Raw genomic sequence first — 14,161 nt, 5'->3', positions numbered from 1 at the left:
CTTTTTAAGCTTTGTAAATCTTACAAATCGTGTTCTTTAATGGAGCGCCATATCCTGTGGGGCCGGTCGTACACTGTGTTGTGAGGCTGTTGATGTTGGATTCAAATGCCCCGAAGAGGGTCGGTTCCGCTGCCTCTCTCTCCGGGAACCACCAGCCATGTTCCCCATGAACCACTCTTGGGTCCCAACCCGGATCAAGAACGGCTACCTGTTTGCATTTTCCGACGTTATTTTCAATCCATACCCAGTCGCCCTCTTTAATCCCGTATTTTTCGGCGGTATCGGGGTGCATGGTCACTCTGGGATTCGGATGGAATTCCCGCAAGGTGGCACTCTGACGGTGTTCGGAATGGAAGAATTCCCACGGACGTGCACCAGCAGTCAGAATTAGCGGGTATTCCTTCATCAGCTGCGGTGTCGAAACCGGGCTGTATGGCGGTTCCATATGGTAAGGAAGCGGATCCAGGCCCCATTCCACAAAAATATCCTGATAAAGATTAACCATCCCTGTATCAGTGTTAAACCCGGCTTCTCCGTCCGGACGGAGCAAACCTTGTTCATATTTCTTATAATGAACTTCCGGCCACATCATGACTTTTTCTTCCAGTTCCTGGTAGGTAACGCCAGCCGGTTTTAAGGCCCAGTTAATCATTTCGTCAACATTTTCCCAGGGGAAAGAGTCCGGATTCAGGCGTTTGCCGAGATCCAAAACGATCTCTTCGTCGGTCTTACATTCTTCAAATTGAGTAACCTTGGAAATGGATCTTAACGGTGTCCACCAGTTTCTTAAGCTGTCCCGCTCTACGCTCATTGCAGCCGGCAGGAACAGATCGGCAAAGGCGACGGCAGATGGCGTCAAGACAGGATCAACACAGACGACGAAGGGTACTTTTTTTATAGCTTTGTAAACACGGTGTGATTCTGATGCGGTGTTGACAAAGGTGTTGGTGGATTGCATCCAGTACATCTGAACCGGATACGGCCTGCCAGTTTCAATCGCCTCTAAGACCGAGTCACCACGGGACGTGACGGCGAGTCCAAATTTAAGCAGCGGATATTCCGCAACCCCAAGACGTTTATTCCGCATTTCTTCGGACAATTCTGCAAGGCCCCAATCAGACGCGACGTGAGCAAGACGGTCTACACCGAATGCCGTCCGAATCAGGTGGTTTCCGCCCGGAACATCAAGATTGCCGGTGATGGCAACGAGGGCGCAAATGGAGTTCGCAACCGAAACACCTGCTCTCTGCGTATCTATCGCCAGACCCCATTGAACCGAAGCTGGTTTCGCTTTGGCGAACATGCGCGCCGCTGCCACAATTTTTTCCTTGGGGACCCATGTGATTTCTTCTACTTTTTCGGGGGGATATTCTTTCACCCGTTCCGACAGTTCCTCAAATCCGTAGGTCCAATTATCCACAAAATCTTTATCATAGAGTTTTTCTTCGATAATAACATTGAGCATCGCCAGGCCAACGGCAGCATCCGTACCGGGGCGCAGTTGGAGCCAATATTCGGCTCTGGAAGCAAGCCATGTCAGGTAGGGGTCAACCACGATGAGTTTTGTCCCCAGCTTCATCATGTCAACAATCCAGTGGCCCAGGAATCCGTCCCCATTTGTGATAATCGGATTATTACCCCAGATCATAACAACTTCCGGACGTTTCCACTCGGGATTCGCATAACGTCGTTCATCCAGCTGAGATGCATCAATAATAAAGAAGTCTCCAATCATGGTCCCCATAGCTGCTGCCCTGGGTAGGTAGCAGGAGTCCCCTGCCAGGAATCCCATGGAGAAGTTAGGGCTCTTAAATGCGGAATAGGTCAGTTTCGGGACGATGGACCAGGTATTCCGTCCGGTTCCGATAGCAGTTACGATAGACTCGGGTCCATAATTTCTCCAGATCTCACGTACTTTTTCTTCGACAATATCGTAGGCTTCATCCCAGGTAATCCGCTGCCATTTGTTCTCTCCGCGTTCACCCACCCGTTTCATTGGCCATTTGGCGCGGTTAGGATCGTTCACCAGTTCCGGCATACTCAGGCACCGCATGCACAGCCTGCCAAAATTATATTGGCTTTCCGGGTCTCCTTCGACCTTTACGAGCTCATTTCCCTTTGTGTAATAAAGAACTGAGCAACCATCATGACAGCCTGGTGCTGTCCAGGCACACGTACGCGTGACTGTCAGGTCACCTTCCTGCCACTGTACTTTTTTACTATTACTACTCATGAGCATTTACCTCCTTAGACGCTTTTCTTTGTAACACTACTTACTAACGAGCGACCAAATTAACGAATTGGATCACATTGCTCTGCGATAGAATAATGAAGCAGTAGCTGAACTCTGGGTCACATGCGCACATTGAGGCTGTTTAATGACAAAACAATATATTTCTAACGACCTCGTCGCTTAAGTAAAATTCTCTTGGAACTAATTTTTCGGAACGTCTGCCTTACATCTGCGGCACTTATCAAGGGTCGGTGGATTAAACATTCCGCATGAAGGGCACTTTACATTTTTGGTTGCATAATCACTTAGACTATAATTCACAAACTTGTTTGTCGTGTCTTTCTCCACTTTGAAACCGTCGTCCTTGCTCATAACCGCTCTACCTCCTTAAAACTTTATTCATCTACACCAATTAGCAAAAACTGCAACCCCAACCCATTCGCTATGCGGTCGGACAATGAACCGCTAGATTGAACATGGCCTGATGCGCACATTCTCCCAGACCTTCCCCCTCCCTTCACATTTATTTTGCAGGTTTCATGTTTCAAAACACTTTAATGCAATAAACGGGCCAGCCATCCAATACTTGTAAAAAATAATTCTTTTTAGCTAATCTAAGGCACTTTACAATTTGGACAGGAACAGGCCGGAACTGAACTCCAGGGGCAAATTTTTTTTTTTAAGAATAAGTTGGGAAAGTTCTTGGAATTCTGGTTACGTTGCTAAACTGCCTTTCCTATGAGTAAAGGCTCAACTTCGATATAAAAATGGCAGGACTGGCTTTATATTAAAGCCAGTCCTAAGATCGAACTACTCGTTGGTTTTTTCTTTTTCTTCATCGTCTTGTTTAGGTAGTTCTGTCTTGCATTTTCTGCATTTTTCCAAAGTGGAAGGATTTAACATGTTGCATGATGGACACCTAACACTTTTCGCCGCATCCGGTGGTCTAAAACACATAATACCAACCTCCTTTTTTTAATTATCTTACGCCTGCAAATTTCAACGAACTTCAGGCTCAGGGAACCCATGCTTAATTTGCTCTCCTTCTTGCTCAATTGTTTTTCTAATAATCATTTAATTTATGCTTCGTCTTTGATAATTGCAAGACATGTGCCAATCAGCATCTTATAGTCAAAAAAAAATAAAAGCCCGTACCTTCGGGCTTTTCGTTCATTAGTATATGGGGTTATCTTAGGGGTATGCTTGTAAAGTCTCAAAAAGAAACTTTATTGGTAATCTTTTGCCCAATCGCTTCATCCAATAGGGTCCCAGAAATAAGCAGAGCCCCTAACGGGAAAGTTGAGTTAATCTGTAAATAAGTATAAAAAATTAACCCCTCCGTTTCGAGGGGTTGTTGAAATGGGTTTGACTTCATTCATTCACTTTACAACAGTGACTCCATATTAAACGCCGGATGGCCTTTTTCCGCCAGAAAAGTCATTACAGTTTCCGTTTCCGTGCCGATTGTTTCGTCGCAGATCATATCGGTAAAATTATCAATATCATATAATTCTTTCGCCGTTTTATTCAACTTATCTGCGACATAATCCTTTAATTCCTTCGGCATCCAGACAATACGGCCAGGCCCGCCTTCGGCAGAAATAAATTTCCGGGATGAAATAAATTGTCGGCCATGACCCATGAATCCGGGAGACTGCACGCCGCCGCCGGTCATGGAAGCAAGTTCCCCGAAAGTCATACCCACCGGGGAGACACCAGAAAATTCGCGGTTAACGATGATAACCCCATTGGCTTCCGGCATAATCCCGGCAATACACTCGAAACAGCCGCAGGAAGTCATGGGATCTTCCATCAAGCTGTAAAGAGTGATTTGTCCCAGGCTTCCCTGTGATAATGCCTGAACGGCCTCATTCACCGATTGCCAAGACCCTTTGACCTGATCCAGTGTGTTCTCCTTGGGGATGGGCTTTGATGGTCCGGTTGGATCCAATTCGAACGTGGCTTTGGAATCAAGCCAGCTCACCGCGCCGCACAGACCAAGTCGTTCCGGCGTAACCACACAGACATGGGAAGGGGCAAATGACTGGCAAAGTGTACAGGAATAGAAGGTATCCACCGTGTCATCCGTCAAATTCGCAATACGTTCATCACGGGCGCGATACTTGGGGATGGCATACGTGGCTTTATAGTCTTTGGCAATATTTTCGTCTGTGATCAGCGTGACCTGACATTTGTCGACCACAGCACCGAATTCGTCGAGCATTTTGGCATAAATCACTTCGCCGATATGCTGCAGTCTTAACCCCTTAGCAAAGGCTTCCTTACCAACACGGATCCAGGTGGTGTCGCGCTGTCCGACATGCATCAGTCCTTCGACATAGTTTATAAAGTAATGGATTCTTCGTTCCAAGACCGGTTCGAAGTCTTCCTGCATGTTCTTGCCAGCCACTTCCACCAAGACAGCCAGTGGCATTTTTCCCGGTATTTCTTTGAGAATATCGATATCTTCTCCGATAATCGTAATTTTATGATCCTCAATTTCCGTTAAACTGATTTGCCGTACCAATTCCCAAGATTCTGTCCTACCTCCGCCAAACTCCACAAACATTTCATTCTTACGAATTCTTTCGCCTTCAAAGGCCGCGGCAAAACACACCGGGATCGGAATTCGCGTCATTTTAATTTTGATCCCTCGGGCTTCAAGAGAAGCGCCCACCAGTTTATCATAATTCTTTTCGGTCATCAGCGCACCGGGGACTTCGGGAACCTCCTGGTCGGATAAGACAGGAAATCCAAGAGCGATTGCCCCGGCTCCCGCCGCAACGACTACTTCGTTTAATGGCCCAAGTGCGTTGACAAAGGCTTTAACCCTTTTTGCAGTATATTGTTTAAATTCATCGGGTTGCCCCGGCGGAACGGCACCAAAGATCAGTGCTGCGCGAATCGCCACACTGACCACATGCACCACAGACGTGATATCATAGCCCAGCGGCAGGATCCGCAGATCAACACCAGTTTTTATTCCGGCTGCAATTGCCTGGTCGATAACGCCACCGACAAGAAAAGTTAATAACCCTTTCGCCTGGTAATCTTTAATCAAATTGGATGCTGTTTCTTTATCGGGACATTCCCCGACAATAACGGCAACACCCGGGATATCCCCCATGACCAGACCGACTCCCCAGCTGCGGATAACGGCGTCGGTAATAAAGCCAAAACAAGGGGGATTATAAGGATTGTCATCCTGCACAAATTTCACCGCTTCAATGATTTCCGCGGCAACCGCAGTGGCTATTCCCGCATCCAGAGCTTTTCCCAAATCTTCTTCTTCGACGATTAATGCTTTGACAAGGGATAAACCGCCTTGTAAATCGTCCAAGGTACTGGTTTTATTTCCGGTGATCGCATAAATCAGGGGAAGTGAATAGGCCGTCTCCGGAAACGCGACGCGATAGTCTTTCCCTTTGGCAGCGATGGCCTTGGCTACGGATTCCTCCGCAATTTGCAGTGCTGTTTTTGATCCGGCAAAAATGATATCAGTTAAACTCATATTCGATCCTCCTATTGATAAAATTCTTAATCCTAAATCCTAAATCCTAAATCCTAAATCCAGTAGACTAGAGTTATTAAAGTTTATTTTCTGATCTGTTTTCAGGATTTGTTGATTCAAAAAAAATATACATTGCATACAAGTCCGATACGCAATAAAAATAGTACAGTACTGCACCCTTCATGGTGTCCGCGACATTAGGCCATCCGTGGCCTTGTCGCTCCTACACCCTCCATGGTGTCCGCGACATTAGGCCATCCGTGGCCGTCACAGCTGCGCTACGCAATCCATGCTCCGCTTGTCGCTGGAACTGTGGTACGCAGACCAGATTTGAGGAGTGAAAAGATTAATGAATGATTAACTCGTAATACGTTGCATGCTTGTATGGAAATTTTTCTACTGAAAAGTTCCATCATTATCCGCCTTTTAAAGAGAGGCTTCTTGATGTGTTGATAACACGATCGCATAAAAAAAGCTAATATAAGCGTCCTGGTGGGATCGCTTATACTAGCCAGAAAAAGGTTATTCAATAATAAAAATACTCAAGTGCTTACGTATTATAAAGAACGGTGTACTATTTGCGTCTATCGTTCTTCCCTGAAATAGGGTTCACTCAACGCTTTCGGCGGGGCATTCTCTTTGGATTTCCGGATCGATATTACGACCAGGACGATAATGGTGGCAATATAGGGCAGCATGTCCAAAAAGTAAGTGGACACACTAATTTGAAACTTGGTGATATAGAATCCGGCAATACTAAGAGCGCCGAAGAAATAGGCTCCCAGCCACGCTTTATAGGGGTTCCACGTCGCAAAAATAACCAGGGCGACGGCAATCCAACCGCGTCCCGCTGTGATATTTTCCTGCCAGGCGGGAACATAGACCAGGGACAGATACGCGCCGCCAAGACCGCATAGCGCACCGCCCACCAGGATATGGACATATTTATAGAGTGTTACCCGTATGCCAGAGGCATCGGCTGCGGCGGGATTTTCTCCGATGATACGCAAATTAAGTCCTTTTCGCGTTTTATACAAATAGATTCCTGTGGCAATCATGACCAGGTACCCGCCATAGATCAGGATATCCTGATCAAACAGAATATGGCCGATAAACGGAATATCCCCCAAAACGGGTAACTTCAGCGGGATAAAAACAGCTTTCACCTGTCCCGGGACAACACTGCCTGTCAGCTTCTGGCCAAAGTACCCGGCTATTCCGGTACCAAATATCGTTAAAGCCAGGCCGGTGACAACTTGATTGGTACGGAGTGATACGGTGAGGAAAGTAAAAATCAGCGCGCCAAAGGCACCTGCTGCCAAAGCCCCGATAATCGCCAGTGCAGGATTCGCCGTGGCTAAGGCAACCATAAAGCCGGTGACGGCACCCATCAGCATCATCCCTTCAACTCCGAGGTTCAGGTTGCCTGCTTTTTCCGTAATGGTTTCACCAAGAGTGGCGTAAAGAAGAGGAGTTCCAGCCTGTACGGAGGCGGTCAGGAATAAGATCAGAAATTCCATGCTACTTCCCCTCCTTCACCGGTGTCGGATTTTTGGTTTGTTTCCCTTGTCCGGTAACCTTATATTGAATGAAGAATTCGCTGCCTAAAATACAAAATAAAATCATGCCTTGGATAATATTCGCCGAGGCTTGGGGGATCTGAAACGCAGTCTGAATGTAATTGCTGCCCTGGATCAAAATCGCAAACAGAAAGCAGACGACAGTGATTAGAGGTGCACTTAATTGGCCAAGCCAAGCTGTAATAATCGCAGTAAAGCCGTAGCCGCCGGATATACCGGAGGCCAGCGTGTTATTTACGGCCGAAGCTTGGATCATTCCTGTCAGACCGCAAAGTCCACCGCTAAAAAGCATGGCAATCAAAATAATCTTCTTAATATTCATGCCGGCATACCGGGCGGTATTCTCACTTTCCCCGAGAACGGCAATCTCATACCCTTTTTTGGAACGTGACATAAATATATGCATGACGATGATCAGAACCAGCGCAATGATCCATCCCATGTGGATGCCGAAAACATCCGGCAGGATCGCGTTATCCGGGTAATCCTGAATTTGAGGAAAGCCCATCGCCTGAGGATCCTTCCATGGCCCGTTTTGCAGGTAGGTAACCCAATAAATGGCGACATAATTCATCATCAGGGTAAACAACGTCTCATTGGTCCCAAACTGGGCTTTAAAGAACGCCGGTATCAATGCCCAAATACCGCCGCCGATAACCGCGGCCAGAAACATCAAAGGCAGCAAAGCGATAGAAGGCAGATCGGGGAAACTAAAGACAACCACACTGGCCGCATAAGCGCCCATCAGGATCTGTCCCTCCCCGCCGATATTCCAGAACTTCATGCGAAAAGCAACAGCGATGCCTAACGAGGTGATGACTAACGGAATCGTTTTGATAATCGTTGCCTCAAAGCGATGGGCTGTCCCCAAAGATCCTGTCACCATCGAGGCATATACTTTTAACGGATTATGACCTAATAACAGGATCACGCCCGCCGAGACAACAAGTGCCAGAAGGACAGCGAAAACTCGGTAGACAAGGGCTTTCCGACTTGAAATATCTGAACGTTTGACTATTCTAAGCATGGGCCGCTGCCTCCCCGTCACCGATTGTTCCACCCGTCATCAACAGTCCGATTTGTTCTTTAACGGCACATTTTGCATCTAAGATCCCGGCTATTTTGCCGCTTTCCAGGACCATGATCCGGTCGCACAGTTCCAGGAGTACATCAAGATCTTCGCCGATGTAAAGAATGGCAACATTTTTTTTCTTTTGTTCATTTAATAAATCATAGACAGTATAGGATGCCCCGATATCCAAACCCCTTACCGGGTAAGCAGTAATCAGCAGACGCGGCTTCGATTCGATTTCCCGGCCAAGCAAGACCTTTTGGATATTTCCGCCGGAGAGCTGTTTTATAGGGTGATAGATTCCCGGTGTCTGAATATCCAGTTTTTTTATCAGTTCTCTGGCTTTATTTTTAGCCGGTTCACGGTCAATAAATATCCCTTTTTGATTTTGGTATTCTTTGAGAATAATATTATCCACCATTCCCATGGAAGCGACCAGTCCCATCCCGAGGCGGTCTTCCGGTACAAAACTCATCGTGATCCCTTTTTTGATGATTTCCCGCGGATTTTTGCCGACGATGTTTTCACCATCATAATCAATGACACCTTTTTCCACAGGACAAAGACCGGCAATGGCTTCGCACAGTTCCTTTTGCCCGCTGCCGGCAATACCGGCTACACCAAGAATTTCACCCGGAGACAATTGAAACGAGATGCCATTGATTACAGGTACCTTATCCTCATCGAGAACGATCAGATTCTCCACAGTTAAAAGCGGCTGCTGTGCTGTTGGCTCTTCCACACGCTCGATAGAAAGATCGATAGGATAGCCTACCATCATTTCCGTTAAGAGTTGGACACTCGCTTGATCTTTATCGATGGTCCCAATGGTTTCACCTTTGCGCAACACCGTGATCCGGTCACTCACTTCCATGACCTCATTGAGTTTATGCGTAATCAGGATAACAGCACAGCCGGCATCCCTCATTTTTTTCAAAATTATAAACAGATTATTGGTCTCTTGCGGCGTCAACACCGCTGTCGGTTCATCCAGGATGAGAATTCGCGCACCCCGGTACAGAACTTTAAGAATTTCTACAGTTTGTTTTTCGCCTACCGACATGGCATAAACTTTCTTATCCGGGTCGACTTCCAGGCCATATTTATAAGAAATCGCCCCAATCTGCTCGGACAGTGTTTTCTGCCGAATAAAAAAATTGCCTTTTTGTCCGGCAATAATATTTTCTTTCGCCGTCAGGACATCCACCAGTTTAAAATGCTGGTGGATCATGCCGATGCCCAATTGAATGGAATCTTTCGGGGATTTTATTGCCGCTTCCACGCCGTTAATCACAATGGAACCGCTGTCAGGCGCATAGACTCCCGAGAGCACGTTCATCAGGGTGCTTTTTCCCGAACCGTTTTCACCAAGAAGGGCATGGATCTCGCCCTTGCAAACTGTGAGGTTAACATTGTTATTGGCAATAACGGTTCCAAAAGTTTTCGTAATATTTTTCAACTCAATATATGCATTATTATCCACGTGTACCTCTTTATCGTGCGGTGAAATAGCTTCAGGTGCGGTATACCGTCCAGCGTCATTGGCTGGACGGTATACACAGTCCTGGCACAACGTTCTCAATATCTTGTACAATTTCCTGGTATCTTTTTTGCCTCAAATCAGGTCTGCGTGCCACAGTTCCGGCGACAAGCGGAGCACGGATTGCGGAGCGCGGCTGTAACGGTCACGGATGACCTAATGCCGCGGGCACCATGGAGGGTGCAGGAGCGGCGAAGCCATGGATGGCGCTATCTGCCGAAAGCGGAATGTGGCATGCAGACCAACCCGAGAACGTTGAACTAGTTAGAAGATTATTGTGCTTCAATAACGCCTTCGACGTTATCAACGAACCAGTTCATATCGGTGCTCATGATCTGAGCATAGTCTAAGTATTTTCCTTTTTCTACTTTAACATTACCCGCCTGATCTTTGATTTCTCCGGCGAATACCTGGAGCGATCCGTCTTTGATTTTCGCTTTGGCGTCGTCAACAAGGGCTTTGGCTTCAGTCGGAGCAACAGCGGTCAGCGGAGCAAGATCCAGGATCCCTTCGGCCATGCCGCCATGGTAATCGCTTGGTTTCCACGAACCGTCGATCACGCTCTGGACTTCGGCTTGATAATACGGTCCCCAATTCCAGATCGGAGCAGTCATATACGCCTTGGGGGCAGCTGTGGGGTTATCGATATTATAGCCGATAGCATAGGCACCTTTTTGCTCTGCAGCAACCTGGGGCGAGGTGGAGTCGTTATGTTGGGAAATAACATCACAGCCGTCATTCAAGAGAGCGACCGCTGCTGCTTTTTCCTGAGCGGCATCGATCCAAGTATGGGTCCATTTGACAATGATTTTGGCATCCGGATTCACTGATTTTACTCCTAAAGCAAAGGCGTTGATACCGCTGATAACTTCCGGAGTTTCAAACGCTGCGGCATAACCAATGCGATCGGTCTTGGTTTTTAAGCCGGCAACAATACCGGATAAGTATCTGGGTTCATACATTCTGCCGAAATAGGTAGAAATATTATCGCCTTTAATATACCCCGAACAATGATAGAATTTGACATCGGGATATTCTTTAGCAATTTTTTCAACATGGGAGGCATAGCCAAAGCTGGTTGCAAAGATGATATTGCAGCCCTGATCGATCATGTCGCGCATGACCTGTTCGCTGTCGGCATTGGCATCGTTGACGATTTCTTTAATAACGGTCTGATCAGCACTCAAACCGAGTTGCTCGACCATATACTTTCTGCCGTTATCGTGAGCTTGTGTCCAACCGCCGTCATTCGCCGGACCAACATAGATGAAACCGATCTTGATTTTGTCCTTGGCAACACCGCCGGATTTATCATCCGTTTTAGCGGTTCCGCATCCTGATAACGCCAATGCGATTGTCACAACAAGGACAGCAATAAAGGTGAGTCTTCTTTTCACGTGTTTTTCCTCCTATGTAATAATTATATATATACTTTACAGTATGATATATCGTAGTAATGCCAAATAAGCATTTTGCTTGTAACACTAGGATGGAAGATGCTTGACCTAGGCGAAGATGATTTTCCCGCCCTCCATGGAGCGAACTGCTGCGAGGGACTGGACGTCGATCCCCTGTTCTCTGAGGATCTGTCCGCCACCAAGGAATTCTTTCTCGATAACAATGCCGACACCCATTAACTCGGCTCCGGCCTGATCGATAATTTCCTTGAGTCCCAAGACGGCATTACCCTTTGATAAAAAGTCATCGATGATCAGAATACGGTCGATTTGATGAAGATACTGCTTGTCCACCCGGATGGTATAGTCAATGCCTTTGGTAAACGAATCTACCCTGCTTTGATATGTATCCGCATCCAGATTGGCGGCTTGCATTTTCTTGGCATAGACCACCGGCACATGGAAGTATTGAGCGGTCATACAGGCAATGGCGATACCGGATACCTCAATTGTTAATATTTTTGTTATATTTTTTGCTGCAAAACGGTGATGAAATTCCTTACCCATGGTGTTAAATAGTTCCACATCAATCTGGTGATTAAGAAAACTATCTACTTTAAGCATATCGCGATATACTTTGCCTTCTGTCATAATCTTTTCCTTTAGATCGTGCACTTGTTTCTCCTCCGGAATTAGTCGGTACGCGCAGTATATATTATAATATTCCAAACTTATTTTGTCTTGCAATAATTTTGAGTTTTAGTCGTAAATTTAAACATTTTATCACTTGATGTATTTTTGGGTCGAACTCATCAGTTCGAATTCTGTATACGTTTACTCTTTCTTCTTTGGTGTATCACTATACGGGATATGATAAAACAGATAAGGGCAGCCAGGATAATTACCACCGCAAATACAGCCAGCGTAATCTTATTTGGATTTTTGACCAAGGACACGATATTTGTGGAGTCATCAATAACTTTTCGGCCTTGGGCGTCACTGTATTCGGATGGAATTTGGGCCGTACCGTTCACTTTGGGAAAAGACTGCAGATATTGGGCAATTGCCTGCCACTCTTTGACTTCCATCCCATTGGCAGTGTCTTTAATGATTTGAGCTTCAAAATCCGTAATCGGCGTCCCCGCCTCGGTTTTAGGGATCAGCGATAACACTCCGTGGGATTTATCTCCGACCACGGAAAGCATCTGCGCGGAATACAAACCGGCAATCACGCGATAAAGTTTCGTATCATCAATCTCAGTCAACCCGCCATCTGTCTGCAATGTCACCGCCGTGACCTTATTGAAGATCATTCGATGGGGATTAAACGTAAAGTTTACACCGGACAAAAACAGCTGTGCTTCCTTCATCATCGGCGCAATGGAGGCGTCTACTTCACAGACTGTTTTCAGTTCCTTTCCGGTTAAGTAAATCGAGATTAAGGGGTAACCCGGGATGTTATCCGGGCCGATGCCCAGCGAACTGACACTGAAAGCATCGGCTGCTGTGATATTCCCCTGATAAAAGGTGCTGCGTATCGTACCGGCTGGAACAACCGCCATGGTAACAGGAATATACGCATCCCCTTCCGCTTTTTTTACGGCATAAATATAGGAATCAGAAATCAAATTACCAAGGGTATCTTCGTGATGATGATCGAGAATATCATTGACCTTATGGAAATTATAGGGGGACATCGCGAGAATGGCGTCTTGATCGAGGTTGAATTGGTCAAAGAACGCGGATTGAACAGCCTGCTTATACTGCGCGACGACAGCGGCGATGGTTTTATCGTCCGGCAAACTGTTATTGATTTGCTGCAGCCGATAACTCTGAAGCGCCCAGTTGGCATTGCTGTCCTTGGTTAGTTTTAACACACCCAAATATTTGGCACTGTCTTCAACCGAACCGATGATCGTTTTCCCGACAATGATCGGCTCTACTAGCTTCGTATGGGTATGCGCACTGATGATCACATTAATATCCGGGACTTTCTCTGCCAGAATCTCATCTTCGGATTCGGCTTTATCCGGCCATGTACCGGAGTGGGATAAACAGACGATCACATCAACTTTCTCCTGCTCCTTTAATACCTTAACGATACGCTGTGCATTGTCGATGGGATCGGTAAACACGACCTCCGACTTAGGCGCATTGGAAGCCGAGTCGATCCCCATGATGCCGAAAATACCGATTTTCGTACATTTTTTCTCGATGATGGTATACTCTTTAACCCCGTATTCCTGATAAGCCTGGGCTAACGCCTGCAACGATGGTGATAGCTGGCCGCTGGCGTCCTTGGGAAAGGTGACATTCGCCTGGACGATTTGTGGCAACCGACTGCCGTTTTCCTTTGCTGCAGCGGCAGCCACGGTCAGGCTATCGGCCAGTCCGGCCGCGCGGTAATCGTATTCGTGATTGCCAAATGTAACGGCATCATACCCCATCATTCCCATGATCTTTAATTCCGGCGAATCGCTGCGGAATATGGTTTGAAACGGTGTTCCCATCGAATAATCACCGCCGTCAACCAGCAACGTATTGGAATCTTTCGCTCTTTCGGCCAAAATGGCACTCTGCAGACGTGCAAATCCGCCTGATTCCGTGACAACATGGTTGATCTCTGCTTTGACCGGAAGCAAATGGTCGTGGAGGTCGTTTGTAAACAGGATCGTCAGGCTGTTTGAATCTGCCGGGTTTGTATCTCCTTCAGCGACCACCGGAGGGGTATTTACGGATAAAAGTAAAAGTGAACATACCAGCACGGCAGTTACCAGTGTTTTCAACGTAATTCTCATAGCATAACCTCTCTTCACTTACTCCACGCT

At 46.7% G+C, this 14,161-nt stretch carries 9 protein-coding genes; all 9 read right to left on the bottom strand.

The window, feature by feature from the left end:
- Positions 1–4 precede the first annotated feature (4 nt).
- The 9 genes from LPY66_RS10760 to LPY66_RS10720 all read right to left on the bottom strand — a co-directional run bounded on the left by LPY66_RS10760 (position 5) and on the right by LPY66_RS10720 (position 14,131).
- Positions 5–2,233, bottom strand: coding sequence for a molybdopterin-dependent oxidoreductase (locus LPY66_RS10760; RefSeq protein ID WP_337984342.1), 2,229 nt, complete (start codon positions 2,231–2,233; stop codon positions 5–7).
- Between the two features lie 810 nt (positions 2,234–3,043).
- Complete coding sequence (locus LPY66_RS10755; protein ID WP_337984341.1) at positions 3,044–3,190, bottom strand: hypothetical protein; 147 nt, start codon at positions 3,188–3,190, stop codon at positions 3,044–3,046.
- Positions 3,191–3,617: 427 nt separating this feature from the next.
- Positions 3,618–5,744, bottom strand: a complete 2,127-nt coding sequence (gene acsB, locus LPY66_RS10750) for an acetyl-CoA decarbonylase/synthase complex subunit alpha/beta (protein WP_337984340.1) — start codon at positions 5,742–5,744, stop codon at positions 3,618–3,620.
- A gap of 584 nt (positions 5,745–6,328) precedes the next feature.
- Entirely contained in the window at positions 6,329–7,264 is a 936-nt protein-coding gene (locus LPY66_RS10745; RefSeq protein WP_337984339.1) for an ABC transporter permease, read from the bottom strand.
- 1 nt (position 7,265) lies between these two features.
- Complete coding sequence (locus LPY66_RS10740; protein WP_337984338.1) at positions 7,266–8,351, bottom strand: ABC transporter permease; 1,086 nt, start codon at positions 8,349–8,351, stop codon at positions 7,266–7,268.
- On the bottom strand, positions 8,344–9,879 hold the full coding sequence (locus tag LPY66_RS10735; RefSeq protein ID WP_337988070.1) for an ABC transporter ATP-binding protein: 1,536 nt from the start codon (positions 9,877–9,879) through the stop codon (positions 8,344–8,346). Before LPY66_RS10735 ends, LPY66_RS10740 begins: the two co-directional genes overlap by 8 nt.
- A 329-nt stretch (positions 9,880–10,208) precedes the next feature.
- On the bottom strand, positions 10,209–11,333 hold the full coding sequence (locus tag LPY66_RS10730; protein ID WP_337984337.1) for a BMP family ABC transporter substrate-binding protein: 1,125 nt from the start codon (positions 11,331–11,333) through the stop codon (positions 10,209–10,211).
- 108 nt (positions 11,334–11,441) lie between these two features.
- Positions 11,442–12,008 carry a xanthine phosphoribosyltransferase gene (locus LPY66_RS10725; protein WP_337984336.1) on the bottom strand — a complete coding sequence of 189 codons (567 nt, stop codon included), beginning with the start codon at positions 12,006–12,008 and terminating at the stop codon, positions 11,442–11,444.
- Between the two features lie 137 nt (positions 12,009–12,145).
- Positions 12,146–14,131, bottom strand: a complete 1,986-nt coding sequence (locus tag LPY66_RS10720; protein ID WP_337984335.1) for a bifunctional metallophosphatase/5'-nucleotidase — start codon at positions 14,129–14,131, stop codon at positions 12,146–12,148.
- Positions 14,132–14,161: the final 30 nt, after the last annotated feature.

The organism is Dehalobacter sp. DCM, assembly GCF_024972775.1.
Taxonomy (GTDB): domain Bacteria; phylum Bacillota; class Desulfitobacteriia; order Desulfitobacteriales; family Syntrophobotulaceae; genus Dehalobacter.
This window is presented reverse-complemented; position numbering and strand designations above follow the sequence as displayed.

What these genes read in the sequence shown, in the direction of transcription:
- LPY66_RS10745 (WP_337984339.1), bottom strand. Translation starts at nt 7,264, where the DNA reads ATGGAATTTCTGATCTTATTCCTGACCGCCTCCGTACAGGCTGGAACT.
- acsB (WP_337984340.1), bottom strand. Translation starts at nt 5,744, where the DNA reads ATGAGTTTAACTGATATCATTTTTGCCGGATCAAAAACAGCACTGCAA.
- LPY66_RS10740 (WP_337984338.1), bottom strand. Translation starts at nt 8,351, where the DNA reads ATGCTTAGAATAGTCAAACGTTCAGATATTTCAAGTCGGAAAGCCCTT.
- LPY66_RS10720 (WP_337984335.1), bottom strand. Translation starts at nt 14,131, where the DNA reads ATGAGAATTACGTTGAAAACACTGGTAACTGCCGTGCTGGTATGTTCA.
- LPY66_RS10760 (WP_337984342.1), bottom strand. Translation starts at nt 2,233, where the DNA reads ATGAGTAGTAATAGTAAAAAAGTACAGTGGCAGGAAGGTGACCTGACA.
- LPY66_RS10755 (WP_337984341.1), bottom strand. Translation starts at nt 3,190, where the DNA reads ATGTGTTTTAGACCACCGGATGCGGCGAAAAGTGTTAGGTGTCCATCA.